The sequence below is a fragment of the Luteibacter sp. 22Crub2.1 genome, assembly GCF_900167995.1.
GTDB lineage: Bacteria > Pseudomonadota > Gammaproteobacteria > Xanthomonadales > Rhodanobacteraceae > Luteibacter > Luteibacter mycovicinus.
The window spans coordinates 271,297-298,108 of record NZ_FUYT01000003.1 but is presented as its reverse complement, the minus strand read 5'-3'; the positions used below and the strand labels follow the sequence as shown (position 1 = coordinate 298,108).

General features: G+C 63.7%; 22 protein-coding genes, 1 tRNA gene and 1 riboswitch. Of the genes, 9 read left to right on the top strand and 14 right to left on the bottom strand.

Annotated elements, in window-relative coordinates; all coding sequences use genetic code 11:
- Nucleotides 1-63 precede the first annotated feature (63 nt).
- The 5 genes from B5X73_RS04480 to B5X73_RS04460 all read left to right on the top strand — a co-directional run bounded on the left by B5X73_RS04480 (nt 64) and on the right by B5X73_RS04460 (nt 6,061).
- Nucleotides 64-1,929, top strand: coding sequence for a M61 family metallopeptidase (locus B5X73_RS04480; protein WP_254857228.1), 1,866 nt, complete (start codon nt 64-66; stop codon nt 1,927-1,929).
- 93 nt (nt 1,930-2,022) lie between these two features.
- On the top strand, nt 2,023-2,928 hold the full coding sequence (locus B5X73_RS04475; protein WP_079520726.1) for a LytTR family DNA-binding domain-containing protein: 906 nt from the start codon (nt 2,023-2,025) through the stop codon (nt 2,926-2,928).
- A 55-nt stretch (nt 2,929-2,983) separates the two neighbouring features.
- A tRNA-Arg gene (locus B5X73_RS04470) sits at nt 2,984-3,060 on the top strand.
- Between the two features lie 707 nt (nt 3,061-3,767).
- Entirely contained in the window at nt 3,768-4,724 is a 957-nt protein-coding gene (locus B5X73_RS04465) for a reverse transcriptase domain-containing protein (RefSeq protein WP_079520725.1), read from the top strand.
- Between the two features lie 11 nt (nt 4,725-4,735).
- Nucleotides 4,736-6,061 (top strand): ATP-dependent nuclease, encoded by a 1,326-nt coding sequence (locus B5X73_RS04460; RefSeq protein ID WP_254857222.1) that lies wholly within the window; start codon nt 4,736-4,738, stop codon nt 6,059-6,061.
- A gap of 561 nt (nt 6,062-6,622) precedes the next feature.
- Here B5X73_RS04460 and B5X73_RS21255 read toward each other — a convergent pair.
- The 3 genes from B5X73_RS21255 to B5X73_RS20905 all read right to left on the bottom strand — a co-directional run bounded on the left by B5X73_RS21255 (nt 6,623) and on the right by B5X73_RS20905 (nt 8,377).
- Nucleotides 6,623-7,081: a hypothetical protein gene (locus tag B5X73_RS21255; protein ID WP_254857221.1), complete on the bottom strand. Its 459-nt coding sequence runs from the start codon at nt 7,079-7,081 to the stop codon at nt 6,623-6,625.
- Between the two features lie 71 nt (nt 7,082-7,152).
- Entirely contained in the window at nt 7,153-8,187 is a 1,035-nt protein-coding gene (locus tag B5X73_RS04445; RefSeq protein WP_079520721.1) for an aldo/keto reductase, read from the bottom strand.
- 49 nt (nt 8,188-8,236) lie between these two features.
- Entirely contained in the window at nt 8,237-8,377 is a 141-nt protein-coding gene (locus B5X73_RS20905) for a hypothetical protein (RefSeq protein WP_176167718.1), read from the bottom strand.
- Between B5X73_RS20905 and B5X73_RS04440 the strand changes: the two genes are divergently transcribed.
- On the top strand, nt 8,367-8,918 hold the full coding sequence (locus tag B5X73_RS04440; RefSeq protein ID WP_176167717.1) for a MarC family protein: 552 nt from the start codon (nt 8,367-8,369) through the stop codon (nt 8,916-8,918). The two genes, B5X73_RS20905 and B5X73_RS04440, sit on opposite strands and share 11 nt — an antisense overlap.
- A gap of 85 nt (nt 8,919-9,003) precedes the next feature.
- Here B5X73_RS04440 and B5X73_RS04435 read toward each other — a convergent pair whose 3' ends face one another.
- From B5X73_RS04435 to B5X73_RS04395, 9 genes are all read right to left on the bottom strand, one after another.
- Nucleotides 9,004-9,501: a DUF4142 domain-containing protein gene (locus B5X73_RS04435; protein ID WP_079520719.1), complete on the bottom strand. Its 498-nt coding sequence runs from the start codon at nt 9,499-9,501 to the stop codon at nt 9,004-9,006.
- A gap of 98 nt (nt 9,502-9,599) precedes the next feature.
- Nucleotides 9,600-9,773, bottom strand: coding sequence for a DUF1328 domain-containing protein (locus tag B5X73_RS04430; RefSeq protein WP_036116509.1), 174 nt, complete (start codon nt 9,771-9,773; stop codon nt 9,600-9,602).
- Between the two features lie 258 nt (nt 9,774-10,031).
- The gene (locus B5X73_RS04425; RefSeq protein ID WP_036116508.1) at nt 10,032-10,625 is read right to left on the bottom strand and encodes a hypothetical protein; all 594 of its coding nucleotides are present in this window, start codon (nt 10,623-10,625) and stop codon (nt 10,032-10,034) included.
- Nucleotides 10,626-10,754: 129 nt separating this feature from the next.
- Nucleotides 10,755-11,582: an NADPH-dependent 7-cyano-7-deazaguanine reductase QueF gene (gene queF, locus B5X73_RS04420; RefSeq protein ID WP_079520749.1), complete on the bottom strand. Its 828-nt coding sequence runs from the start codon at nt 11,580-11,582 to the stop codon at nt 10,755-10,757.
- A gap of 87 nt (nt 11,583-11,669) precedes the next feature.
- Entirely contained in the window at nt 11,670-12,662 is a 993-nt protein-coding gene (locus B5X73_RS04415) for an aldo/keto reductase (RefSeq protein ID WP_079520718.1), read from the bottom strand.
- Complete coding sequence (locus tag B5X73_RS04410) at nt 12,659-13,138, bottom strand: MerR family transcriptional regulator (protein WP_043691804.1); 480 nt, start codon at nt 13,136-13,138, stop codon at nt 12,659-12,661. Before B5X73_RS04410 ends, B5X73_RS04415 begins: the two co-directional genes overlap by 4 nt.
- A 47-nt stretch (nt 13,139-13,185) precedes the next feature.
- Nucleotides 13,186-13,581, bottom strand: a complete 396-nt coding sequence (locus B5X73_RS04405) for an acyl-CoA thioesterase (RefSeq protein WP_036116503.1) — start codon at nt 13,579-13,581, stop codon at nt 13,186-13,188.
- Nucleotides 13,582-13,635: 54 nt separating this feature from the next.
- A complete protein-coding gene (locus tag B5X73_RS04400) occupies nt 13,636-14,664 on the bottom strand; it encodes a ribonucleotide-diphosphate reductase subunit beta (protein WP_036116501.1) in 1,029 nt (342 codons plus the stop codon).
- A 152-nt stretch (nt 14,665-14,816) separates the two neighbouring features.
- Nucleotides 14,817-17,333, bottom strand: a complete 2,517-nt coding sequence (locus B5X73_RS04395; RefSeq protein WP_043691807.1) for a ribonucleoside-diphosphate reductase subunit alpha — start codon at nt 17,331-17,333, stop codon at nt 14,817-14,819.
- A gap of 156 nt (nt 17,334-17,489) precedes the next feature.
- Nucleotides 17,490-17,701, bottom strand: a riboswitch (cobalamin riboswitch).
- A gap of 194 nt (nt 17,702-17,895) precedes the next feature.
- On the opposite strand from B5X73_RS04395, the gene B5X73_RS04390 reads away from it, so the two are divergent.
- On the top strand, nt 17,896-20,733 hold the full coding sequence (locus B5X73_RS04390; protein ID WP_079520717.1) for a hybrid sensor histidine kinase/response regulator: 2,838 nt from the start codon (nt 17,896-17,898) through the stop codon (nt 20,731-20,733).
- Between the two features lie 42 nt (nt 20,734-20,775).
- Here B5X73_RS04390 and B5X73_RS04385 read toward each other — a convergent pair whose 3' ends face one another.
- Together B5X73_RS04385 and B5X73_RS04380 are read right to left on the bottom strand one after the other, a co-directional pair.
- Nucleotides 20,776-21,681 (bottom strand): SDR family oxidoreductase, encoded by a 906-nt coding sequence (locus B5X73_RS04385; RefSeq protein WP_043691809.1) that lies wholly within the window; start codon nt 21,679-21,681, stop codon nt 20,776-20,778.
- An 81-nt stretch (nt 21,682-21,762) separates the two neighbouring features.
- Nucleotides 21,763-22,272 (bottom strand): DUF2501 domain-containing protein, encoded by a 510-nt coding sequence (locus B5X73_RS04380; RefSeq protein WP_079520716.1) that lies wholly within the window; start codon nt 22,270-22,272, stop codon nt 21,763-21,765.
- 122 nt (nt 22,273-22,394) lie between these two features.
- Here B5X73_RS04380 and B5X73_RS04375 point away from each other — a divergent pair, with 122 nt between their 5' ends.
- Together B5X73_RS04375 and B5X73_RS04370 are read left to right on the top strand one after the other, a co-directional pair.
- Complete coding sequence (locus tag B5X73_RS04375) at nt 22,395-24,947, top strand: alpha-L-rhamnosidase (protein ID WP_139382648.1); 2,553 nt, start codon at nt 22,395-22,397, stop codon at nt 24,945-24,947.
- Nucleotides 24,948-25,083: 136 nt separating this feature from the next.
- Nucleotides 25,084-26,775: a methyl-accepting chemotaxis protein gene (locus tag B5X73_RS04370; RefSeq protein WP_079520714.1), complete on the top strand. Its 1,692-nt coding sequence runs from the start codon at nt 25,084-25,086 to the stop codon at nt 26,773-26,775.
- Nucleotides 26,776-26,812 lie beyond the last annotated feature (37 nt).

The following is a 26,812-nucleotide window of genomic DNA, read 5'->3' as shown; positions in this document are numbered from 1 at the left end:
CGGGCGATCCACACGCTCCACGGGAGAATTCCAGTGAAATCCACCATCCTTGCCTCCGCGCTTCTGGCCGCCCTGGCCAGCGCAGGCGCCACCGCCGTCCGCGCGGACGATGTTCCGCCGCCGAAGGACGTCGCGTTCGCCGGTACCGTCAAGCTCGCCGTCGACGCTACCGATACCGATCACCGCATTTTCCGCGTCAAGGAATCCATTCCCGCGCAGGCCGGTCCGCTGACCCTGCTGTTCCCCGAGTGGATCCCGGGCCACCATTCGCCGACCGGCCCGATCGACCAGTTCGCCGGTCTCATCGTGACCGCCGGCGGCAAGCGCCTCGAGTGGAAGCGTGACGAGTACAACGTCTACGCCTTCCACATTGACGTGCCCGCCGGCGCCTCGTCGGTCGACGTCGAGTTTCAGACGCTGACCCCGCAGGACACGCGTCAGGGTCGGATCGTCATGACCCCCGACATCGTCAACGTGCAGTGGAACCAGGTCTCCCTGTATCCGGCCGGCTACCGCGCCGATCGCGTCAACGTCGAAGCGTCCGTGAAGCTGCCGGCCGGTTTCCAGTTCGGCACCGCCCTCGAGCAGGCCAGCAAGAATGGCGACACGGTGACCTTCAAGGAGATCAACTACGACGACCTCGTCGATTCGCCGATCTTTGCCGGTCGCTATTTCAAGCGCGTCGACCTCGACCCGAACGGTAAGTCGCCGGTGCACCTGAACATCGTGGCCGACAACGCGAAGGCGCTCGAGATCAAGCCCGAAGCGCTCGAGATCCACCGCAAGCTCGTCCAGCAGATGGACAAGCTCTACGGTGCGCGTCACTACAACCATTACGACTTCCTGCTGGCGCTGACCGACAAGCTCGGCGGCATCGGTCTGGAGCACCACCGTTCGTCCGAAAACAGCGCACAGCCCAACTACTTCACGGAGTGGGACAAGAGCTGGCTGGGACGCGACCTGCTCTCGCACGAATACAACCACTCGTGGGACGGCAAGTACCGTCGCGGTGCCGACCTCGCCACGCCGAGCTTCAACGTGCCGATGGGCGACAGCCTGCTCTGGGTGTATGAAGGCCAGACGCAGTTCTGGGGCAACGTCGTCGCCGCACGCTCGGGCCTCGTTTCGCAGGATCAGGCGCGTGACGTGCTCGCACTCGTCGCCGCTACGTACGACAAGGGTCGCCCGGGTCTGTCCTGGCGCACCATCGGTGACACGACCAACGATCCGACGATCGCGCAGCGTCGTCCGCTGTCGTATCGCAACTACCAGATGAGTGAAGACTATTATTCGGGCGGCCAGATGGTCTGGCTCGACGTCGACACCAAGCTGCGCGAACTGACCAAAAACAAGCGTAGCCTCGACGATTTCGCCAAGGCGTTCTTCGGCATGAAGGACGGCGACTGGAAGGTCAATCCGTATACCTTCGAAGACGTGGTCTCGACGCTCAACGGCATTTCGCCGTACGACTGGGCGACTTACCTGCACGACCGCATCGACGGTCACAAGGGCGACCTGGAAGGCATCGAGCGCGGCGGCTGGAAGCTCGTCTACAACGACAAGCCGTCGGAAGCGGTCAAGGCGTTCGAAGGCCGTCGTCACTACGTCGATCTCACCTATTCGGCCGGCTTCGCCGTGTCGTCCAAGGGCGATATCTCCGACGTGCGCTGGGACGGCCCGGCCTTCAATGCCGGCCTCTCGCCGGGCATGCACATCGTCGCGGTCAACAACAAGGAATTCGATGGCGACGCGCTGAAGGAAGCCGTCACCACCGCGAAGACCGACAAGGCGCCGATCGAGCTGCTGGTCAAGAACTTCGATGACTACAAGACCATCAAGATCGACTACCACGGCGGCCTGATGTACCCGCACCTGGAACGCGACAAGAGCAAGCCCGACTGGCTGGGCGAGCTTTACAAGACCAAGTGATGCACCGAAGGGCCCCGCAAGGGGCCCTTCTTCTTTACGTAGGAGCGCGCCCCGCGGGCGATTCCAACCCGCGACACGGCTATCATCCGGCGGATGGAAGCCACCCCCACACCTCCCGGCAAAGAACTCGACCAGGCTCACCGCCGTCGTCGCCTCTTCATGATCGTCTTCTGGGGCACGGTCTTCGGTGCGGCCGCGATCGGCAACACGATGACCGCGCGGATCGATGCGGACCGTTACGACATCCACGTCGCCACCTGGCAGATCGCCGTCAACGAATTCAGCAGCGTCCTCGTCTCGTTGCTCATGCTGCCCTTCCTCCTGCGGGCGTGCGACCGCTGGCCGCTGCATGCGGATACGTGGCGGCGCTATCTCCCGCTGTACTTCGCCGGCAGTCTCGCCTGGTGCGTGGGTCACGTCGTCGGCATGGACCTGCTCCGGCTGCTCGGCTACACCCTTGGCGGCGCCCACTACGATCCCGGGTCGCTGGGCCTGCAGTTCGTCTACGAATATCTGAAGGACATCCGCACGTTCTTTACGATCGTCGCCGTCGGCCACATGGTTGAGTGGTTCGGCCGACACGTCAAAGGCGAGGCCAGTCTGCTCGACATTCCGGATGAAGGGCCGCCCGTAGAGCCCGTCGACCGTCCCGAGCGCTTTCTTGTCCGCAAGCTGGGCCGGGATTTTCTGGTAGCCACAGCGGACGTCGAGTGGGCGCAGGCCTCGGGCAATTATGTGAACCTGCGGGTCCGCGGGCGTGATTACCCACTGCGGACGACGCTCGCCGCCCTGGAAGCCAAGCTCGACCCGACGGTCTTCGTCCGCGCGCATCGGAGCTACGTGGTGCAACTGGCTCAGGTCACCTCGATCGAGCCGCTGGACGCGGGCGAAGCCCGCCTGCACATGGCCGACGGCACGGTCCTGCCGTGCAGCCGGCGTTACAGGGAAAGCCTTCGCGCCACGGCGGCCGGCGCTGAGCCCCTGGCGGCCAGGGCCTGACACTGAGGCTAGGCCGCCCGGGGGATTCCCGCTACAATGCCCGACCGCAGCATCAGCGCCTGTAGCTCAGCCGGATAGAGTAGTGGCTTCCGAAGCCATTGGTCGGGGGTTCGAATCCCTCCAGGCGCACCATCTTCTCCCTCGCCACTTGTCGTCCGGTGCCTTAACTCAAGGTTTGGCGCGAACGCCAATATTTGAGATGCTTAACCTGAAGTTCGGCGGCGCACGAATTGCGTGCACTTGCTAGAAGCGAGCTAAGCTTCAGACTTCGGCTGATTTCTTCTGCGCGTCGACGAATTCTCAAGCCTCGTGATTTTCCTACTCCAAGCGCTGCATTGCTGCACGACGCCTATGTAGGCCACTCTGGGCCGTGATAGTAGTGGTGCTTACGGCCGTCCACCGCGTCAGTCGCAGCTGGGAGTGAGGGGTCACGTCTGACAGCTCACGCTCCCAGTTCCGACCGATCGACATTCTCGCCCACTTTGCCATTTCGTAGGGCAGCCCTACGAGCGGCGCCAGCACTCCCCCCAAGCCCCGGCAATCCGAACAATCGTCGCGGTAGCATCTTCCCTCGTGCCACGGTGCGTCCCTCTGTGACGGGGCGCCATCGCTTGGACGGCCTGAAGCAGGGCCTTGAATGGCGCGGAAAGTCCATGCTAGGATTTTCTTATACCAGCGACCAGGAGTAGCTCCGGTCTAATGTCTGGTCCCTAGGGCGTTTCATTCACTTACGTATGCCCGGTCGCAGGCTCACGCCCGACCGGGCATTTCGTATGTGCAGTCTTGGCACGTGATGGGCTACGCTTCCCTTCATTCCATGAAGTGATAGGCCGCGACCCATGACCCCACAGCCGCTCCTTAAGCTGTTCGACGCCATGTTTCACGGCAAATATCTCTTTGAACAGTTTTTGACCCTTCAGTCCGAGAATAACTACAGCCAGGTCCGCTGGAAGAGCCGCACCATCTATAAGCCGTCCAGCACTCTTAAAGACTTCCACGCCTTCCTGAGCCGGGTTCTTCTAGATCATCTACCTGTCGATGCTTCGGTTTCTTTTGCGTACCGCAGAGGCGCGACCCTCATACAAGCCGTTGAACCGCACGCGAAGAGCAGGGCGTTCTTCCAGACAGATCTGGAGCGGTTTTTCGACAGCATTACGAGTCCGCTGATTCGCGAAGTCTTGGTGGAAAACCAGACGCCAGTTGCCGACCTGACGAATCATCTGGAGCATATCCTCAAGCTCCTAACTGTCGATGACAAACTGCCTATCGGCTTTTCCACCTCGCCTATTCTGAGCAACGCCTGCCTACTCTCATTCGATCAGCGATTAGCACAGATTAGTCACGAGCGGGGATGGATCTATACGCGCTACGCCGACGATATCATGGTGTCATCACAGGACCGCGCGGATCTCTCGGATGCGGGCACCATCATCGAGGACTGTCTTGCTGTTGAGATCGGCGACGGATTCAGCCTTAACCCCGCAAAGAGCAAACTGACCACTATCGGTCGTAAGGTCAAGCACTTGGGGTTGGTTATTCTTCCAAGCGGGGATGTCGCTATTGATCGCGATGTTCGGAACCGAATTGAATCCTGGATTCACTTCTATCTGCGAGACCGCGCGAAGTTACTGAGGATATTTGAGGAGACTCCCAATCAGGGGATGGAAGAAGGGTTGGAGCGCCTTAGTGGCCTCGTTAGCTATGCTCATTCTGCGGACCCAGACTATCTCGAAAAGCTAAGAAGCAAGTTCGGTACCACTGTGATTGATAGCCTGCTACACAGGTCTGCCCAATGAGTCGCCTACAAGTGACGCTGGACGCCATCCAGCACGTTGCTCGTCTGCACCTTGATGTGGATCTCTCCCAGAGCGGACTGATGTGTCTCGTCGGCCGAAACGGAGCGGGAAAGACGACCTTGGTTAGAGCGCTTCGCAATCTTTCCAACTCCGACACGTTCGTGCGAACAGCGACACCCTACGCGTTCTCGGAGGAAAGCAAGATCGTCTATGACCTGGACGGCGAACAGGTGACGTTTTCCTACAACAACGTTGTTCGCTCGCTCGACTGTCGCGAGAAGATTTCCAAAAAACTGCGCCAGCTTATTGCTGCCGAGCTTCCAATGCCATATGGAGCCCGGTTCAACTACTTCAGAAGCGCTAGCGAGGCTGACCAAGACATTCGGACCGCCATTGCCTTTGGAACCTACGACAGCCCAGAAGAGCTAATCTCCTTTTTGAATGCGGTATACGAGACCGACCGTTACTCAGCAATGGTCGAGGTTCGACTCAAGGGGAAGAGCTACTATGCCCTTGTCAGGGACGACGGGACATACATCAGAGAAGATTATCTAAGCTCCGGCGAGCACTTCCTAATCAATCTCTTCCGCACCATCAAGGGGCCCTCAAGGCTCTTGGTCATTGATGAGATTGATCTGTCCCTAGACGCTGCTGCTCAAGCAAATCTGCCCAATTGGTTGCGCGGATTCTGCGCACAATACGGCCGAAAAATCCTCTTCACAACGCACTCGCTCGCACTGATGCGGCAGCTAGAAGTTGAAGAACTGTTCTACATAGAGGGGGAGGATGGCGAGGTCACAATTAAGCCGATCTCCTACAGCTACGCGATGGCGAGACTGTTTGGATTTGCGGGGTATGACAGATACATCTTGACTGAGGACAAGATGCTTACTGCCTTCATCGGTCATATTGTGTCTAAGAACTGCGAAAAAACTCTCTTGCGTCACAAAATCATCTTCATCGGTGGGGGTTCTCAGATCGCCGAGCTCATCAACAAAAATGGAACGGAAGAGTTCTTGGCCCCGAAGGATAAAGTCATTGCAATCCTCGATGCCGACCAGAAAAACGAGAAATTTGCAGGGGACCCGGGCATTCACACCATCCCGCTGGAAAGCATAGAGAAAGCTCTGCTAAGGGCTAGTCAAGAGGATGCCGACTTCCCTTTTCAAACGCATAAGAGCGATTACACCCACGGCAAGAGCTTGAACCACGACATCAAAGACCAAAAGATCGCCACTCAAGAGCAGATCTTTGACTACCTCCTTGAAAGGCATAGGGATGAGTTCAAGGAGATCGTCGGAACCATTTGCGCCTTCCTGCCCCCGGCGCATAGCTAGAAGTTACCGCCTCCCTGCTCGGGACGTGGTAAGTGCGATCAGCAGGAGCAGAGGTTCGATGGATACGTTTGTTGGGATTTCCTAGCCCTTGAACACTACCCCCGATTTTTAGCGATGTCGCGCATCTGCCACAGCAGCTCCTCCCACACCCTTTCTGGCAGCTGAGACATCATCAGGATGGCCTCTGCCACGGGCTCCCTGACAGCGCGCGAGTAGGATATTCGGCGGCTGAAATACATCGCGAGAATGTGGGTGCGACGTCTCCCCGAGGCTATTCCCACGCGCATGACAGAGGTCGAATTGCGCAGGTACGCCGGATCTTTAGGAAAGGGCGATCGTATGTAGGGTTTGATAGCGATCGAAGGGTTTGTTGCAACGCTCGCATACATGCGCCTCACCGTCTCCGGTCCAAGCGACCAGAGATGGTGAGGCGATAATCTGGGCAGACGGCGAGCAAGCTGAATCAATCGTCAAGTTTTACTTGACCGTTCAAACCGAGGGCGCGCGACGCGTGCTGCGTGAGGTCAACCATTATCGTACGGCGATGATCCTGGCCGTCGACTATCGGGTGAATTCCCGGTGTGCCACCGGCCGCCCCGCGACCGCCCCGTACAGCAGCGCCCCCACGACTGCCGATATCAGATGCGCGATGGTGGTGATCGGCGGAAGCCAGACGAGATAGAGCGCGATGCCGACCAGGCCGGCGGCTGCCGCGATGGCCAACGCCAGGCGTGAAGCCCTGTCCTGAGCACCCGTTCGTTGCCATTGGATCAGCGCCACACCTGCCAGCGCCGACCATATGCATGAGATACCTGCCGCGTTCGCGAGGAACCAGAGACCGATCTGGATGGCCGTCATAACCACGAACACGGAGAGCCACGGCAGCCACGCGCGAAACGGACGTGCGCGCCAGGCCCACGCGTTGCCGGTCGTGGTGATAGCCAGGAGTGCAACATTGATCGTCGTATGAAGCACGCTGCCGTCATACGTGAGGCTGCGGATGATGAGGTCGGCGGGCATACGCTGTGGCTCCTAAAAATCCAGAGCGCATGATACGAGCCACGCTCGTGCGTGGCTCGCACTGCAGAACGTTACTTACCCAACGTCACCGGACTCGGATTGCGTGACGCCAGAGTCGCCTGCTGATGCCAGTACGGATAGATCGGACGCGTGGCGCTGGCGTCGTCGAGACGCTTGATCTGGTCGGCGTCCAGCTTGAACGACGTGGCGCCCAGGTTGTCGCGCAGCTGAGTCACGTTACGTGCGCCGATGACGATGCCTGACACGGTGGGACGCGAGAGCACCCAGGCGAGGGCGATCTGCGGCACGCTGTGGCCGGTCTCTTTCTCGAGGGCTTCGAGCACGTCGGTGATCGCGAACAGGTGCTCGTCCGGCACGGCCCAGGTCGCGTCCGTCGCGGCACGGCTGCCTTCGGCGGGCTTCTTGTGGCGACCGACCTTGCCGGTCAGCTTGGCGCCGGCAAGCGGGCTCCAGACAAGTGCACCTACGTTCTGGTCGAGGCCGAGCGGCATCAGCTCCCACTCGTATTCGCGGTCGGTCAGGGCGTAATAGACCTGGTTGATGACCGGCCTGGTGAAGCCGTGGCGGTCGGCCAGTGCCAGCATCTTCATGAGGTGCCAGCCCGAGTAGTTGGACACGCCGAAGTAACGGATCTTGCCGGCGCGCGTGAGCGTATCGAGGGCATGCAGCATTTCTTCGATGGGCGTGAGCGCGTCGAAGGCATGCAGGTGGTACAGGTCGATGTAGTCGGTGCCGAGACGCTTCAGGCTCGCTTCGCAGCTGCGGATGATCTTGTCACGCGACGTGCCGATGTCGTTCGGGCCGGCACCCATGCCCATGCCGGTCTTGGTCGAGAGCAGCACCTGATCGCGACGGCCGCCGATGGCCTTGCCGAGAATCTCTTCCGACAAACCGCCCGAATAGGCGTCCGCGGTATCGAACATGTTGCAACCGAGTTCGAGCGAGGCGTCGACCATGGAGGTTGCCTCCTTGACGTCGGTGTCGCCCCATTTCTTGAAGAACTCGTTGCCGCCACCGAAGGTCGCGGTGCCCAGGATCAGGGCGGGAATCTGCAAGCCGGAGCCGCCAAGCGAACGGTATTCCATGAGTCATCTCTCTGTGGTTGGAAGCCCGTCGAGCGTACACCTGTCGAAGTTAGCGGAAGGTATCGCTCGCCCCGGGTTGCGCCGATACGGCGCGTGCGGCGTGGATCGCCAGTCCGTAACTTTCCGTGCCGGGGTCGACCGGATCGGACAGCACCAGCTTGACGTGCTGCTCGTCGCGGGTGGTAGCCACGGCGGACGAGCGCGAGCGCCTTGCGCGACAAGTCGCCCTCAACAGCCTGCTCGTGCTGACCGGATCGCTGTTCATCGGCGCTTATGTGCTCGCCTTCTTCGGCATCTCGATTCCGGTGTTGCGGGTCGGCGGTGGTCTGGTCATCGCGGCCGCTGGCTGGCGCATGCTCAACGGCTCGGACGACGATGATGAGGACGACACCAAAGTGCACCGGCACCATGGCGACCCCTCGTTCTACCCACTGACACTGCCGTTCACCGTGGGGCCGGGCTCCATTGCGGTGGCCATCGCCGTGGGTACCGGCTCACCGCGCCATGGCGTCGACTGGGTGCACTTCGTGGCCGCAGCGATCGCACTCGCTGCGATCAGTGTCGGCATTTATCTGAGCATGCGTTACGCCGACCGGATAGGGCACCGGCTGGGCAAGGAGCGCACCAAGGTCATTCTGCAGCTGCTGGCCTTCGTGATTTTTTGCATTGGCATCCAGTTGCTCTGGGGTGGACTGTCGGAACTGCTGGGTATGCCCAATCACGCCACTTAGGGCTCAACTGCTTAGGTGCTGACAACCGGCGCGTGTGAGTTTCTGAAGCGGCATCCGGCCTGATCGACGGCGCCTCGCGGCGACGTCAGAACGGCGGCAGGCTCTGTGCCAGCTTCTCGTGTTCCTTCAGCATGGGCAACTGGCCGCGCGCGTAATCGCGGATGTCCACGTCTTCGCCTTTTTCCGCTTCGAGTTCGTAGAGGCCTGTGGCCAGCTTGTGGTCCCGAACCATCGCATCGGAGTAAGCGCGGTCAAACTTCGCACCGTCCAGGCCCTTCATCCGGTCGATGTCCTGTTGCTGCGCCGGCTCCGGTGCGACCGCGATCTGCACGCCCTTGCTACCCGCAAGCTTGCCCAGCGACTCGTTTGCCTTCGTGTGGTCGGCGACCATGCGTTCAGCGTATTTTTTCACGTCGCTGGATGACGCCTGATCGGCGGCGAGTTTGCCCAGTGCGATCTCGGTCAGGCTGGCACTGCTGGCGCGCCGGATAAAGTCGGTATCGGTGGCAGTCGTCTTCGCCTGCTGGGCGATGGCGGTGCCGCTCATGGACAACGCAAGCAGCGTCACGAGGATGCGATTCATGGCCTGGGCCCTCAGTGTGGGAAATCCGTACCGCAGACAGAACAACGCCCCGGTCTGGGGCCGGGGCGCTCTTCTTTCTTACCTGGGTGTGTCGAGGCTTATATCCTCGGCCCGCGACGCAGACCGCCGAACAGCAGCGACAGAATGAACAGGATCAGGAAGACCACGAACAGGATCTTCGCAATGCTGGCTGCGCCGGCGGCGATGCCGGTGAAACCGAAGATCGCTGCGATCAGCGCAATGACGAAGAAGATAACGGCCCACTGAAGCATGATGTTTCTCCTAGGGATGCGGGTTGGTTGATGGCGCCCCGCCGGGCGTCCATCGCCGCGTCGAGTCGGATGCCATTCGACCATCGCCGGTCTGAAAGGAGCGTCTTCACGCGGTGAGGCGTGTTCTCACCGCTCGCTGACACGGTCTACACGCATCCGCGCGGGCGCGCGACCCTGTTGCCTCATCGGCAATGCACGCCGGCCCCAAAAAAAAGGGCAGCTTTCGCTGCCCTTTTCCATCACATCGGGGTCGATGAATTACTTCTTCTTGACCTCGAAGGCTTCGTTGCCCACGGCCTGGCCGTTGAGCGACACGGTGACCTTGTACTTGCCTTCCGGCCACTCGTTCGGATTCTGGATCTTGAACGTGGTGACGGCCGGGCCGTCGGTGCTGATCGACTGGCTGATGTCGCTGACCGTGGTGGTCGTTTCGCCGTCCTGGAAGGTCCACTTCGCGTTCAGCGTAGCGCCGGCAGTGGTGCCTTCGGTGGCGACCGAAGCGTAGATGGTCTTGTCGCCCGGGGCGAAGGCGTTCTTCGCCTTGGCGACCTTCTTGTCGGCGCCGACGGCGCTGCCGAGGGTGACCGAACCGACCTTCAGCGACTCGCTGGCGGCGGCCGGCGCAGCCGGGGCGGCGGCCGGAGCAGCCGGAGCGGCAGCGGCGGTGGGCGAGGTGGCAGGCGCGGCCGGCGCCGTGGTCGCCGCCGCAGGGGCGGCAGCCGGAGCCGGGGCGGTCGCGGCAGCGGCCGGCGCGGTGTTCTGCTGCTCTTCCTTCTTGCCGCAGGCGGTGAGGACCAGCAGGCCGGCGACGGTGGCCGTGCAGAGGGCGTACGAGCGGAAGGAAAGCTTCATGTCTGGATTCCGGAATGACGAGTCAGGTTCGAACGGGGCGGTATCGGGGCCGATCCCCTTGGCCGCCGCAGAGTACAGGCTACACAACTAAAGGCAAGACCAATGAAGAACGCATGAATGTGTCATTCATTATTGGCGGGCGCCGCGCGGGTTGGCCGGCACGGCGGCCGGGTCCGTGCTGCGGAACGGATTGATGTCCAGGCCGCCACGACGGGTGTATCGGGCGTACACGGACAACTCGCGGGGCGCGCAGCGGGCCGTGACATCCATGAAGATGCGCTCGACGCACTGCTCGTGGAATTCCGTGTGGTTACGGAAGGAGACGAGGTAGCGAAGCAGGCCCGCGCGGTCGATCGGCTTGCCGGTATAGGCGATCTGCACGCTGCCCCAGTCCGGCTGGCCGGTGACCGGGCAGTTGGAGCGGAGCAGGTGCGACACCAGTACTTCGCGGGCGTCCCCGTCGTTCGCGACGAGAAAATCCGCCCTGGGCGGGCCGTAGCTGTCGAAGTCCAGCTCCTGCGTGTCCAGCAGCAGGCCTTCCGGTTCCGAGATCGGAGTGCCGTCCAGCTCGCCGGGCGCGTGCAGGACGATGCCGACCGGACCACCCGCGGCGGCTGAAAGATCGCGGACCAGTGTCTGGCGCAGTGTCGCGGCATCGGCCACGCGTTCCTGGGCAAAGCTGTTCAGATACAGCTTGAACGACTTCGATTCAACGATGTTGGGCGTCGTCGCCGGAAAGCGGAATTCAGCCACCGCCACGTGCGGCTTGCCGCGTTTATCCAGCCACGAAAGCTCGTAGCCGTTCCACACGTCCACGCCGTGGAAGGGCAACGCGGCTTCCGCCACGCCGATCTCATCGCGCTTGCCCTGGCGGGGAATGGGAAACAGCAGGCCGGCGTCATAGCGATCCGCGTAGACGGTGGACTTGCCCAGGGGCGAATGTTCGGGGGACGACATGGCGGCAACGGCGGCGGTAAAGGCCGCCATTATAAGGGACGACCGCCCCGGGACCGGATCCCGGTATCGGGGCGGCTGTCCGGGCGTTCAGGCGTTGACGAAGCCCATCATGCTGCTCTGATAACGGTCGCCAAGCGCCGCATCCGGCGGGAACACCGCGTCGATCTCGGCGATCTCGGTGGCCGTAAGGCTGACGTCATCGGCGCCGGCGTTTTCCTTCAGGTACTTCACACGCTTGGTGCCCGGGATCGGCACGATGTCCTCGCCCTTGGCCAGCACCCACGCCAGTGCCAGCTGACCTGGCGTGCAGCCCTTGTCGGCGGCGAAGCGGCGGACCTTTTGGACGATCTCGAGGTTCTTCGTGAAGTTCTCGCCCTCGAAACGCGGATTGTTGCGGCGATAGTCGTCCTCGGCGAAGTCGTCCGGCGAGGTGATCGCACCAGTGAGGAAGCCTCGGCCCAGTGGGCTATACGCGACCAGCCCGATGTCGTGCTCGCGGCAGGCGGCCAGCGTGCCGGTGGTTTCCGGATCGCGCGTCCACAGGGAGTACTCGCTCTGCAGGGCGGTGATCCGGTGTACGCCCGCCGCCTTGCGGATCGACTCCGCCGAGGCTTCGGAAAGGCCCAGGTAACGCACCTTGCCTTCCTCGACCAGCCGCGCCATCGCGCCGACGGTTTCCTCGATGGGCACGCTGGCGTCCACGCGGTGCTGGTAATACAGGTCGATGTGATCGGTCTTCAGGCGGCGCAGGCTGCCTTCGACCGACTCGCGCACATATTCCGGGCGGCCGCTGATGCCGCGCTTCGATGGATCGTTGGGGTCACGCACGATGCCGAACTTGGTCGCGAGGAACACCTTGTCGCGACGACCGCTGAGGACGCGCCCGATGAGCTCCTCGTTGGTGTGCGGACCGTAGGCGTCGGAGGTGTCCCAGAAGGTGATGCCCAGATCCAGCGCGGTTTCCAGTGTCGCGATGGACTCTTTCTCGTCGCCGGGGCCGTAGAACTCGCTCATGCCCATGCAGCCGAGGCCCTGAGCCGATACGTCCGGGCCGTTCTTACCGAGTTTGCGTGTCTTCATGCCTGTTTCCTGCGCGGGGAGGTGGGGGTCTTTTCGCGGGGCCGCGCCGTGGGCGGCGGGGGCGCCGTCACGGCAGGAGGCGCCGGTTCAGGGAATGACACACCTTCCTCGCCATACGCCGAGCGGTACATGGCGATCTTCTTGTCCAGCCGCGCGATCGTCTCGGTCAGGGTGACCAGTTCGTCGCGCAGAAAGGCGGCGTGGCGTGCCAGCAGGTCGCCGCGCAGGCGGATGCTGTCGGGCGTCTCACCCTGGCGGCGCAGCTCGGAATACTCCTGCAGCGTACGCATCGACATGCCGGTGGCGCGCATGTGGACGACGAAACGCAGCAGGGCGAGCTCGTGCTCGCCGTATACCCGCTGGCCGCTGCGGCGCGGCACCGGGTCGATCAGGCCGATCTGCTCGTAATAACGCAGGGTATGGACGGTCAGGCCGGTCGCCAGGGCGGCCTCGGCGATGGTCAGGTAGGTGGTCATGCCGAAAGCCTACGCCTTCGAGTGCGCTCTAGGTCAAGCGCCTCTTTTCATGCGGCCGCGGGCAGCGGCTGCACGGGTGTCGGCTTGTACTCGCTGTCCAGCGCGATCATCGTGAACGTGCCCCGCGTGCACAGCTCGCGCGCGCCGGTGATCAGATCCTCGGTGTACATCGCCACGTCGATCTTCATCGACGTACGGCCCACCGAAATCACCGTGGCGATCAGCTCGACCATCTGGCCTTTACGGACGGGCACGTGGAAGTCGACCTGCTCCGAACGGGCGGTGACGACGATCTGGCGGGAGTAACGCGAGGCCGCCAGAAAGGCGGCCTTATCCATCCACGCCAGCGCCTGGCCGCCGAACAGCGTGCCGAGGTGGTTGGTGTGGTCGGGGAAGACGATTTCGAGGACGCGAGCCTCGGTGGGGCGGTCGATCGCGGTCATGGGGGACGATTCCTGTTGCAGTGCAGCATGCATCATACAGGGTCCCCCGTTTCCTCAGAACGACTGGTCGAACGCGACCTCGCCCTGCACGCCGACCTGGTACGACGACACGCGCCGCTCGAAGAAGTTGGTCAGTTCCTGCACGTCCTGCAGGTCCATGAAGTCGAACGGATTCTTCGAGCCATACTTCTTGGGCATGTCCAGCTGGACCAGACGCTGGTCGGCGCAGTATTCGAGGTACTGGCGCATGTCGTTGACCGACAGGCCGGCCACGCCGCCCGAGAGCACGTCGGCGGCGAACTGGGTCTCGCAGGCGATGGCGTCCTCGAGCATCGCTTCGACTTCCTGACGCATCTGGTCGTCGAAGAGGTCCGGCTCCTGCTCGCGCACGGTGCGCACGACCTCGAAGGCGAACGCCATGTGGCCGGACTCGTCGCGGAACACCCAGTTGGTGCCCGAGGCCAGGCCGTGCAGCAGACCACGCGAGCGCAGGTAGTACACGTAGGCGAAGGCGGCGAAGAAGAACAGACCTTCGATGCACGCGGCGAAGCAGATCAGGTTGAGCAGGAACTGGCGACGGTGCTCGCGCGTCTCGAGGCGGTTGAGGTTCTGGATCGAGTCGATCCACTTGAAGCAGAACTCACCCTTCTGGCGGATCGACGGAATGCTCTCGATCGCGGCGAAGGCCTTGTTGCGCTCGGCCGGTTCCGGAATGTAAGTGTCCAGCAGCGTGAGGTAGAACTGCACGTGCAGCGCTTCTTCGTACAGCTGACGCGAGAGGTACATGCGTGCTTCGGGCGAGTTCACGTGCTGGTACAGATTGAGTACCAGGTTGTTCGACACGATGGTGTCGCCGGTGGCGAAGAACGCGACCAGGCGGTGGATCAGGTGCCGGTCGGCGTCCGACATCTTCGACTTCAGGTCGGTGGTGTCGAGCGAGAAATCCACTTCTTCCACGGTCCAGGTGTTGCGAATCGCCGCGCGATACATCTCGTAGAACTGCGGGTACTTCATCGGCCGCAGGGTCAGCTCGAAGCCGGGATCGAGAATGTGGGTATCGCGGGTGACGGGAGAAGCGGACATCGGGCTACCTCAAATTAAATACGTGTAGGAGCGCGCCCTGCGCGCGAAAAACCAACGAAGCGGCGATGCTGGAACGTTTGGCGCAGGCAGCGGCTTCGCGCGCGGGGCGCGCTCCTACAGGGGTGCTGCGCCCCTGTAGGGGCGCGTTGCTTTTATTGGCAGGCTTCGCAGTACTCGGGGTTCTCGAGCGAGCAGAACACCGCGGCTTCGGCCTGCTCCTGCGCATCGGCGACCGGAGCGGCCGGCGTGGGCAGCGAGGCCGACGACGAGCTCACCGTGGTCTTGGCGATGCGGGTGGCGGGACGCGAACGCAGGTAGTACGTCGTCTTGATGCCCGACTTCCACGCGTACATGTACATCGAGGACAGCTGACCGATGTTCGGGTTTTCCATGAACAGGTTCAGCGACTGGCTCTGGTCGATGTACGCACCGCGCGCGGCGGCGAGATCGATCAGTGCCTTCTGCGGCAGTTCCCACGTCGTGCGGTAGACCTCTCGCAGCGCGGCCGGAATCGCGGCGATGCCCTGCACCGAACCTTCGGCGAGCTTGATCTGATCGCGCACGTCTGCGGTCCACAGGCCAAGCGTCTTCAGTTCGTCGACCAGATAACGGTTGACGACGAGGAAGTCGCCCGAGAGCGTCTCGCGCTTGAACAGGTTGGACACCTGCGGCTCGATGCACTCGTAGCAGCCGGCGATCGAAGCGATCGTGGCGGTCGGAGCGATGGCGATGACCAGCGAATTGCGCAGGCCCTTGGCCTTGATCTTCTCGCGCAGCTCGGCCCAGCGGCCCTCTACGCCGGTCGGCGTGGCCGCCGGCCAGTAGTCGAACTGAAGCTCGCCGTTGGCGGCGCGGGTTTCGTCGAAGCCCGGGTGGGCACCGTCGCGCTCGGCGATCTCGTTGGACATCGACAGCGCGTGGAAATAGATCTCTTCCTGGATGCGCGTGGACAGCTTGCGCGCTTCTTCGGAGTCGAACGGCAGGCGCAGCTTGAAGAACACGTCCTGCAGGCCCATCACGCCCAGACCCACCGGACGCCACTTCATGTTGGCCGTCTTCGCCGTGGCGATCGGGTAGAAGTTGAGGTCGATGACGCGGTTGAGCTGACGCACGGCGGTGCGCACCGTGGTACCGAGTTTCTCGTAGTCGAACTGACCGTCCACCACGTGGCGGGCCAGGTTGACCGAGCCGAGGTTGCATACGGCGGTCTCGCCCTCGGAGGTGACTTCGAGGATCTCGGTGCACAGGTTGGACAGGTGAATGACGTTTTCCGGACGCGCGGTCTGGTTGCTCGTGGCGTTCGAGCGGTCCTTGAAGGTCATCCAGCCGTTGCCGGTCTGTGCCAGCGAACGCAGCATGCGGGCGTACAGCTCGCGTGCCTTGATCGACTTGGCGGCCAGGCCCTCGGCCTCGGCCTTCTCGTAGGCGGCCTCGAACGTCGCGCCCCAGGTGTCGACGAAGTGCGGCACGATCTTCGGATCGAACAGCGACCAGTCGCCGTCGGTTTCCACGCGGCGCATGAAGAGGTCGGGCACCCAGTTGGCGAGGTTGAGGTTGTGCGTGCGGCGTGCGTCGTCACCGGTGTTCTCACGCAGCTCGAGGAATTCCTCGATGTCGGCGTGCCAGGATTCGAGGTACACGCAGGCGGCGCCCTTGCGCTTGCCACCCTGGTTCACCGCGGCGACCGAGGCGTCCAGCGTCTTCAGCCAGGGCACGAGGCCGTTGGAGTGACCGTTGGTACCCTTGATCAGCGAGCCGCGCGAACGGATGCGCGAGTAAGCCAGGCCGATACCGCCGGCGAACTTGGACAGCTGGGCCACGTCGCCGTACTTGGCGTAGATCGACTCCAGGGCATCCTGCGGCGAGTCCAGCAGGAAGCACGACGACAGCTGCTCGTGCGCCGTACCGGCGTTGAACAGGGTCGGCGAGCTGGCCAGGTATTCCAGCGACGACAGCATGCGATACAGCTCGAGCGTCTCGGCCACGTCGTTGCCGCCGAGCGCGCAGGCGATGCGCATGAAGAAGTACTGCGGCGTTTCGATGACGAAGCGCTTCGTCGGGTGACGCAGCAGGTAGCGGTCATAAACCGTGCGCAGGCCGAAGTACTCGAAGCGGCGCGAACCGGTCGTGTCGATGGCGTCGTTGAGCTTGCGCGCATTGACCTGGACGAAGTCACGCAGGCGCTCGTTGAGGATGCCCAGGTCGAAACCGGTGGAGATCGACTGCGAGAACGACTGGATGTCCTGACCGGATACTTCCTTGTCGACGAAGGCGGCGAGCAGGCGTGCGGCCAGCTGGCCGTACTCCGGTTCCTCGGCGGTGAGCGCCGCGGCGGTACGGATCGACAGCTGGTCGAGTTCCTGCGTGGTGGCGCCATCGTAGAGGCCGCCGATCGTCTTCAGGGCGACGCGCATGGGGTCGACCGCGAACAGGCCGTCGGCGCTGCGGGTCACCGCGCGCACGATCTTGTTCACGTCGACGACTTCCTGGCCGCCGTTGCGCTTGGTGACGCGCATCTGGCCAGGGTTGTGCGGGGGCGTCAGCGCGAAGGCCGGCGGCGGGTCGTTGCGGTAGCCGGCGGCAGGCGCCTTGTCCGTGGTGTTATTGGCGGAGACGGCGGCATCGGCCGTCTCGGTGCGCTCGCGCGCGGAAGAATCCATCGTGGTCATTGTCTTGGCTCGCCCCAGGTTCTATCACCCGTTCCCGGTCGGCTGGCTCGTGAGGGATGGGGCTGATGCGGGAAACGGCCGGGGACGGAGCGCGCCGCGAAGGGGCTCCGGTCCGCGACGTGCTTCCCCGCGGAAGCCGTCACCACTATCGAGGCCGCCCGGGCACCGATTGCTGGCAGGTCTTCGGACTCATGGACAAGGGCCTTTCGGTCCGCCTACCCGTCGCTTCCCAGCCCCTGAAGGACCAGTGCATTGAACGGGATCGTTTCCATTTACCGCTGCGGGGCAGTTCCGGATTCGCACCGGATTCCCTATTAAGTCCGACGGGCAGTCGCGCCTCTCCGGACACCAACGGGACACACCATATAGGCGGAGGTTGGCAGCGTCAACACAAGATGTAGGGTGTCGCCGCTATGTGCTTGATCCTTCGCAAGTGATTTTTTGCAACCCCTTTCCCGCGACGCGACGGAGGGGATCATGAGGGTTTTGTGAAGACCTTCTACACAAAGCTTATGACCACTAACCGATAACATCTGCGTTCTTTCATAGGATCGCTCGCTAGATGACCTCGACGTTCGCGCTGCAGGAACATGCCCTGGTCACCGATGCGTTCGATGCGCTGCCCTACGGCTTCACCGCCGTCACGGCGGATGGCGAGCTCCTGTATGCCAATGCCTGGATGACGGCACGTCTCCGCGACGCGGGTGCCTGCGGCTTTCTGACCTGGTGGAACGAGGAAAGCCGGTCTCGCCTCGAGACCGCCTTGTCGCTCGCTGACGCCGGGGGCATCCGTGAGCTGGCCCTGGGTTCCGTGGAGGGCGCCACCTGGCGCGTCTCGATCGAGCCGTGGCGCGCTTCGGCGCTGGGCCAGGCGTCCTTCGTCGTGAGCGTCCGGCCGCTGTCCGGGGAGACCGAGGCCGCGCGCACCATCGAAGAGCGCCGCATCGCGCTGATCGAGGTCAGCGACATACTCCGCGAAGTCGAAGATCCCGCCGAGATCGCCTACCGCGTGGCCGAGGTCCTCGGCCGCGCGCTTCGTGTCAGCCGTGCGGGCTATGGCTCGGTGGACACGATCGCGGAAACCATCACGATCGAGCGCGACTGGAACGCGCCGGGCATCGTCACGATCGCCGGTGTCCTCAACTTCCGTGAATACGGGTCCTACATCGACGATATCAAGGCCGGCCGTACCGCGGTCGTCTCCGATGCGTACAAGGACCCGCGCACGATCCATACGGCGGACGCGCTGGCGTCGATCAGCGCCACGTCGTTCATCAACATGCCGGTGACCGAGCGTGGCGGCACGGTGGCGCTGCTCTATCTGAATCACGAGAGCCCGCGGGAGTGGCCGGAAGAAGAGATCGACTTCGTCCGCGAGGTCGCCCATCGCACCCGGGTCGCGGTGGAGCGACGTCGCGCCGAGGCCGAGCTGCTCGAGTTCGCGCACAGCCTGGAGCGTCAGGTCGCCGAACGTACGCTGGAGCGGGACCGCATCTGGCGCCTGTCGAGCGACATCCTCGTCGTCGCGGACACCGACACCCGCCTGCTCTCGGTCAACCCGGCGTGGACCGCGATCCTCGGCTGGAGCGAGCGCGACACCATCGGTCGCTCCTATCTGGACTTCGTGCACCCGGACGACACCGGGCGCACCGGTGAGGAAACCGAGCAGCTGGCCGACGGTGTGGCTACGCTCCGTTTCGAGAACCGCTACCGCACCGCGGACGGTGGCTTCCGGCACCTGTCCTGGCGGGCGGTGCCCAGTGAGGGCATGATCTTCGCCGTGGCGCGTGACGTCACCAGCGAGCGCGCACGCGACGCTGAACTCGGCGCCGCCCAGGAACAGCTGCGCCAGGCGCAGAAGATGGATGCGATAGGCAACCTGACCGGTGGCGTCGCGCACGATTTCAATAATCTCCTGCAAGTCATCAGCGGCAATCTGCAGCTGCTTGGCGCGGATGTGTCGGGCAACGAACGGGCCGAGCGGCGCGTCGCCAATGCGATGGCCGGCGTCACGCGTGGCTCCAAGCTGGCCGCCCAGTTGCTCGCGTTCGGCCGGCGTCAGCCCCTCGCCCCCAAGGTCGTCAACATCGGTCGCTTCATCCGCGACATGGACGAGCTGTTGCGCCGCGCACTGGGTGAGGCCATCGAGGTCGAGACCGTCATTGCCGGCGGTTTGTGGAACACGCTGGTCGATCCGTCCAATGTCGAGAACGCGCTGCTGAATCTCGCGATCAATGCGCGCGATGCGATGGACGGGCAGGGCAAGCTCACCATCGAAGCCGGCAACGCATTGCTCGACGAGGCCTATGCCACGGCGCACGGCGACCTGCGTCCAGGCCAGTACGTCATGCTTGCCGTGACCGATACCGGTACCGGCATTCCGCACGACATCCTCGACAAGGTATTCGACCCGTTCTTCACGACCAAGCCGGAAGGGCGTGGAACCGGCCTGGGCCTTTCGATGGTCTACGGCTTCGTCAAACAGTCCGGCGGCCACGTCAAGATGTATAGCGAGGCCGGCGAGGGCACCACGGTCAAGATCTACCTGCCGCGTTCGATGCAGAGCGAAGACCGTGTGGTGGCCATCGAGGAAGAAGCGGTGCGCGGCGGTGACGAGACGATCCTCGTCGCCGAAGACGATGAAGCCGTGCGCGAGACCGTCGTGGGTATGCTGGGTGAACTGGGCTATCGGGTGCTTAAGGCGCGCGACGCGGAGAGCGCCCTGTCGATCATCGAAAGTGGCATCGCCATCGACCTGCTGTTTACCGACGTGGTCATGCCCGGTCCGCTGCGCAGTCCGCAGCTGGCGCGCAAAGCCGTCGAGCGTCAGCCGGGGATCGCCGTGTTGTTTACCTCGGGCTACACGGAGAACGCCATCGTCCACGGCGGCCGTCTCGACGAAGGCGTTGAACTGCTCAGCAAGCCGTACACGCGCGAGCAGTTGGCACGGCGTGTGCGTCAGTTGTTGAGCTCGCGCGTCCCGCGCACGATCGCCGAAACGGTATCGGCACCCGCTGCCGGTTCCTCAGCGTCTTCCGCCGCGCTGCGGCCTTTGCGTGTTCTCGTCCTCGAGGACGATGCGCTGATCCGCATGTCCATCGCGGAGATGCTGGAAAGCCGCGGGCACACGGCGTTCGAGGCGGGCGACGGCAACGAGGCGATCCGCCTGCACGGTGTCGAGGGCATCGACGTGCTGCTCGCCGATGTGGGCCTCCCCGGCATGAGCGGCGTCGAAGTGGCGGAGCGCCTGCGCGAAAACCAGCCGGAGCTACCGGTGATTTTCGCTACAGGCGATCACCTGGCGAATGGCGTTCAGCGCGATTCGCATACGGCGGTCATCATCAAGCCCTACGGCGTCGCCGATCTGATGGAAGCACTGGGACGGATTACCCGGGGCTGACGGCGGCCAGTGCACCGGCCGCCACGAGGACGACACCGGAAGTCAGGGCAGGGTATTGCCCCCCGTCACCCCGTACGTCTCACCGGTAATGAAGCTCGACTCCTGGCTGGCGAGCAACACGTACAGTGGCGCACATTCCACCGGCTGGCCCGGACGTCCCAGAGGTACGTTCTTGCCGAACTCCACCACCTTCTCCTGCGGCTGACCACCGCTCGGCTGCAGCGGTGTCCAGACCGGACCCGGCGCCACGGCATTCACGCGGATGCCCTTCTCGATCACCTGCTTCGACAATGCCTTGGTGAAGGCGACGATCGCCGCTTTCGTCGGCGCATAGTCCAGCAGGATGTCCGACGGCTCATAAGCCTGAATCGAGGCCGTGTTGACAATCGTCGCGCCCGGCGGCATGTGTTCCAGCGCAGCCTTGCTCAGCCAGAACAGCGCGAAGACGTTGGTGCGGAACGTCGCTTCGAACGACGCGGTGTCCAGTTCGTCGATCGACTTACTGAACTGCTGACGGCCTGCCACGTTGGCGAGGATGTCGAGGCCACCGAGTTCCTTCACGGTGCGCTTGACCAGATCCTTGCAGAACGCCTCGTCGCTCAGGTCACCCGGCACGGCGACGATGGTGTGACCTTCGCCGCTGAGCAGCGCGACGACCTCGTCGGCATCCTTCTGTTCGGACGGAAGATAGTTGATCACCACACTGGCACCTTCCCGCGCGAACGCGATCGCCGCCGCGCGGCCGATGCCGGAATCACCGCCGGTCACCAGTGCCTTCCGGCCTTTCAGGCGACCGTTGCCGCGATAGCTGGTTTCGCCATGATCGGGTTTCGGTGACATCTCTTTCGCGAGACCCGGCGCGGGCTGCGGCTGTTTGGAGAAGTCGGGTTGCGGATACTGCGTACGTGGGTCGCGCATCGCATACGGGTCGTTCATGACATCGGTCATGGGGAAGTCCTCTTGGGTGGGGAGGACTTCAGGTGTACGGGGCGGCGCGTCCATACGCCGTCCACGCACTGTCAGTGTTCGTTACATGCCGGCCATCTTCCTGCCTTGCTTCAGTACGGCGTCGCACACCTTGCGGGTGAGCTGCGCCTTCAGGTCTCCGTTGCCCGATGACGCGCCGCTGGCGCCACCCAGATTCAGCGACTTGCCGTCGCCCGAGGTCAGGATGCCCCGTGCGCCATCCAGGTACCCTTTGTCCTGGGTGGGCGCGGTGTCGGTTTTCTTGTTCGAGCCGCCGGTGAACTTGCCGAGCATCGAGCGGGTCGACGAGCTGCCGGCGTCGTTGTCCGCGGCCTGGTGGTCGCCGCTCAGGCTGCCGAGCAGCTTGTCCTTGACCCCGCTGGCGCCGCTGTCGCCGCCGAGGTAGTTGTTGGTCATGCAGTACTGGAGAATGCCGGCGGCGTTGCTCGCGCTGCCCGAGGTGAGCGACCCGGAACCTCCCATCATGCCCTTAAGGCTGTCGAGCTGGGCGGCGGCGGCGCTGCCCGAGGCAAGTGTGGCGGCGAGGACGATGCCGGCAATGGCGGTCTTCATGACGTGGCTCCGGTGGCGAAGGTGGGAAAGGGATAAACCTTTGCACGTTAGATGGATGTGTGCGGCCTCCTCACTGTGCCTTCGCGATATGCTCGGAAGTCATCGCGCCCGAGGCCACCCGCTTGCACGCACTCCGCCGGTTCGCTTTCGTTCTTCTACCCTTCGCTCCGCTGGCCCATGCGACCGTCACCGTCCATGCGCCACGCGTCGAGCGCAGCGACACTCCCACGTATGTCGACGTGGCCAAGCCACGTTTTTCGTGGATCGTCCGGAGCGATCGTAACGGCACGGTGCAGACGGGCTATCGCATCGTCGTCACGCGAGCCGGGAAAACCGTGTGGGACAGCGGCGACGTACGTTCGACCCGATCCTTCGACATCGATTACGCGGGACCCGCGCTGGCACCAGGCGAGCGTTACGACTGGCGTGCGGAGGTGCGTACGTCGGACGGCCAGGGTGTGGTGAGCTCGCACTTCGACACCGCGCTCGATGAGTCAGGCTGGCAGGGCGCGCGCTGGATCGGCAAGGCGGACGCCACGAGCCTGCCCGCGCCGCTGTTGCGCAAGACGTTTCGGGTAAACGGCAAGGTCGATCGCGCCACGCTCTACGTGGCGGCTGGCGGATACGCGGATATGTCGATCGACGGGCAGCCCGTGAGCGACGCGGTGCTGTCGCCCGGCTTCACCGACTACGACAAGCGCGTGGACGTCGTCGCCACCGACGTGCGGCTCGATGCCGGTGAGCATACGCTGGGTGCCGAGCTCGGCCGCGGCTTCTATGGGATGACCAACCCCAACGTCTGGCATTGGGAAAAGGCTCCGTGGCACGGGCAGCCGCGCCTGCGAGCACTGCTGCGCATCCGCTATGCCGACGGTCACCGGCAGGACATCGTCAGCGACGCGGCGTGGAAGCTCGCCGATGGCCCGACGCGGCTCGACGATCTCTACGGCGGCGAAAACTACGATGCGCGTCTCGCATCTCCGTCGACATGGGCCGCCGCAAGTGAGCTGCCCGCTCCGCGCGGAACGCTCGTCGCGCAGACCGAGCAGCCCATACGGGTCGTGGATACGTTGAACGCCGTCGAGGTGACGGAGCCGAAACCCGGTACGTATGTTTTCGCTTTTCCGCGCGTTATCGCCGGCTGGGCGACGTTCGACGTGTCGGGACCGTCGGGGGCGACGGTCACGGCGCACTACGGTGAGAAGCTGATGCCCGACGGCACGGTCGACGCGCGCGATGAGCATCATTATTTCAGACAGGGTTTTCAGACCGACCGGCTGACGCTGGCTGGCGGGCGTGAGCACTGGCATCCGCATTTCTCGTACAAGGGCTTTCGCTATGTGCAGGTCGATGGATGGCCTGGCGGCAAGCCGCTTCCCGGCGCGGTGACCGCACAGGTCATACACACCGATGTCGCCGAGACAGGGCGCTTCGACAGCGCGAATGCCTTGCTCAACTGGATCCATCGCGCGGCCGTCGACACCATGCTCAACAATCTCTACGGCATTCCGACCGATACGCCGATGTACGAGAAGAATGGCTGGACTGGTGACGGCATGGTCGGCGCGGACATGTTCCTGCGGAACCTCGACACGGGACGCCTGCTCGCGAAATGGGTCCGCGATATCGCCGACACGCGCGGGCCCGATGGCGCCCCGTTGCTGATCGCACCTAACCCCGGCTGGGGCAAGGCGCGCGCGCCCACCTGGCACTCGGCGTACGTGTTCATTCCCTGGTCGCTGTGGATGCAGACGGGAGACCGTCGACCCGTCGAGGAGAACCTCGATGGCATCTCACGCTATGTCGCGATGGAGGACGCCCGGTCGCCGGGAGGCATCGCGGACACCGAACTGGGTGACTGGGTCAGTCCCGAGACCGATCCGGGTGGCGAGAACGCTCCCGAGGACAAGCATGTCGCCGCCACGGTGTACCTCTATGGCATGGAGCGTACGGTGGCGGGCATGTATCGTCTCCTCGGCGACACGAAGCGCGCGAAGGGTTTCGACGCGAAGGCGGCGATCGTGCGCGATGCGTTCAACGCGCGCTTCCTCGACCGCGACGCCGCCCGGTACCGTGGGGAAGGGGACAGCGGCTACCGCCAGGCGCACAACCTGCTGGCGCTGTCGTTCGGGCTCGTGCCCGACGCGTTGCGCGAGCGGGTCGCCGCCGGCGTGGCGGCGGATGCGAAAGCGCGGGGCGATCACCTCGACACGGGTGCGCTCGCGACGAAGGTGATTCTGCCGGTGCTCACCGCGACCGGTCACGCCGATGAAGCCTGGCGTATCGCGACGCAGACGACGTTTCCGAGCTGGGGGTTCTGGCGCGACCACGGGGCGACCAGCTTGTGGGAGCACTGGAAGCTCGCGTCGCGCTCCAGGGGCCATTATTTCCTGGGCACCGTGGACGACTGGCTCTTTGGCGATGTCGCGGGCCTGCGGCCGCTGGAGGCGGGCTGGCGTCGGTTCGAGGTGCGTCCTGCGCTGACAGCATGGCTGGACCACGCATCGGCATCGGTTATGACGCCTTATGGCGAGGCTTCGGTGGCCTGGCGCAAGGAGGGTGAGAAGGTGGTGGCCGAGGTGCTTGTGCCGGTGGGTGCGGAGGCGGTGGTGCGGTTGCCGGGGCGGCCCGAGGTGGTGGTTTCCTCGGGGCGGCATCGCTTTGCCGCGCCGTAGGTCGCTCGCTCGCGGGACGCGCGCCTGCTCTTCGCTGGATGATGCGCTGCGGCATTGTCCCTTCACATCTCTGCAATAAAGTTTGACGCCCGGCTTGCCGATAACGCCTATACGGGGAATCACGGGGGTGAGGGGCATGTCGTCGATAAAAAGCTGGTTTGGCCGCACGCGGCTGAATACGCGCGTGTGGATGGTGATGACGGTCGTGGTGCTCGGCCTCTTGGCGCAGACCGTGATGTCGGGCGTCGAAAGCCGCGCGGTGCAGATGCGCGACCTGCAGGACACGCTGACCCAGCACGTGGACGCGGCGATCGCCATCGTCGACGGCTACCACGCGCGAGCCGCCAAGGGTGAGATGAGCGACGTCGAAGCACGTGTCGCCGCCCTGGAGGCGGTCGAGTCGATGCGCTGGGACGACGGCAAGGGCTACGTGTTCGCTTTCGATTCGACGCTGGCCATGCGTATGCATCCGCTGCGCCACGACGATATCGGTAAGAACATCCGCGACGATGCGGATGGCAAGGGCTTTCACCATTACGAAGCCATGCTGAAGGCGGATACGGCCGCCGGCCACGGCTTTACCCGTTACACCCAGATCATGCCCAGGACGAAGGAACTGCGCGACAAGATCAGCTACTCGTCGTGGTACAAGCCGTGGGATCTGCATCTGATTTCCGGTGCCTACTTCGATGATATCGACGCCGCCTTCGCCGCGCAGCTGAAACGCGACCTGATGAAGTCGGGCATCATCGCGGTGCTCGCGATGTTCATCGTCTGGCTGTCCATGAGCAGCATCCGTACCACGGTGGGCGGTGAGCCGCGTGACGCGGTGGAGATCGCCGGGCGTATCGCCGGGGGCGATCTGCGCACCGATGGCACCACGTTCGCGCCCGCCAGCCTGCTCGGTGCGCTGGAGCGCATGCGCGGCACGCTGTCGTCCATCGTGACCGAGGTACAGGAAGGCGCACATGTCGTGTCCACCACCTCGGGCGAGATCGCCCGTGGCAACGACGATCTGTCGCAGCGCACGCAGGAACAGGCGTCCAGCCTCGAAGAAACCGCCGCGTCGATGGAAGAGATGACCGCGACGGTGAAACAGAACGCGGAGAACGCCGTCGCCGCGGATCGCCTCTCCCGGCATGCGCGTGGCGAAGCGGAGAAGGGCGGCGACGTCGTCGCCCAGGCGATGGACGCGATGATCCAGATCGGTGATTCCAGTCGTCGCATCGCCGACATCGTCGGCCTGATCGACGAGATCGCTTTCCAGACCAATCTGCTGGCATTGAATGCGGCGGTCGAAGCGGCACGTGCCGGCGAGCAGGGGCGTGGCTTCGCGGTAGTCGCCGCCGAGGTGCGCCGCCTCGCCCAGTCCAGCGCGTCCGCGTCCAGGGAGATCAAATGCCTGATCGTCGAGAGCGGCGAGCGTGTCGAAGCGGGTGCATCGCTGGTCGAGCAGTCGTCGACCGCCCTGGCGAGCATCGTCGCCAGCGTGAAGAAGGTCACCGATATCGTCGCGGAGATCGCCGCCGCGAGTGCCGAGCAGTCGGCAGGCGTGGATCAGGTCAATACCGCGATCGCACAGATCGATCAGGTCACCCAGGAAAACGCGGCACTGGTCGAGGAGGCCGCGGCCGCCGCCAAGTCGATGCAGGACCAGGCCCAGTCGCTGCGCGATCAGGTGGCGTTCTTCACCGTGGACGCGGTCGAGCGGCCGGCGCTGAAAGCCTCGCCCGCCGAACGCGCCGCGCACGATGCCCGTTTCGGTCAGGTCGGCAAGGCGACCGCACCGGCCGCGACCGGCAGCGATGCGTGGGTGGAGTTCGCCTGAGGGTGTTTTATGCTGGTGTCATCGCACCGGCACGAGA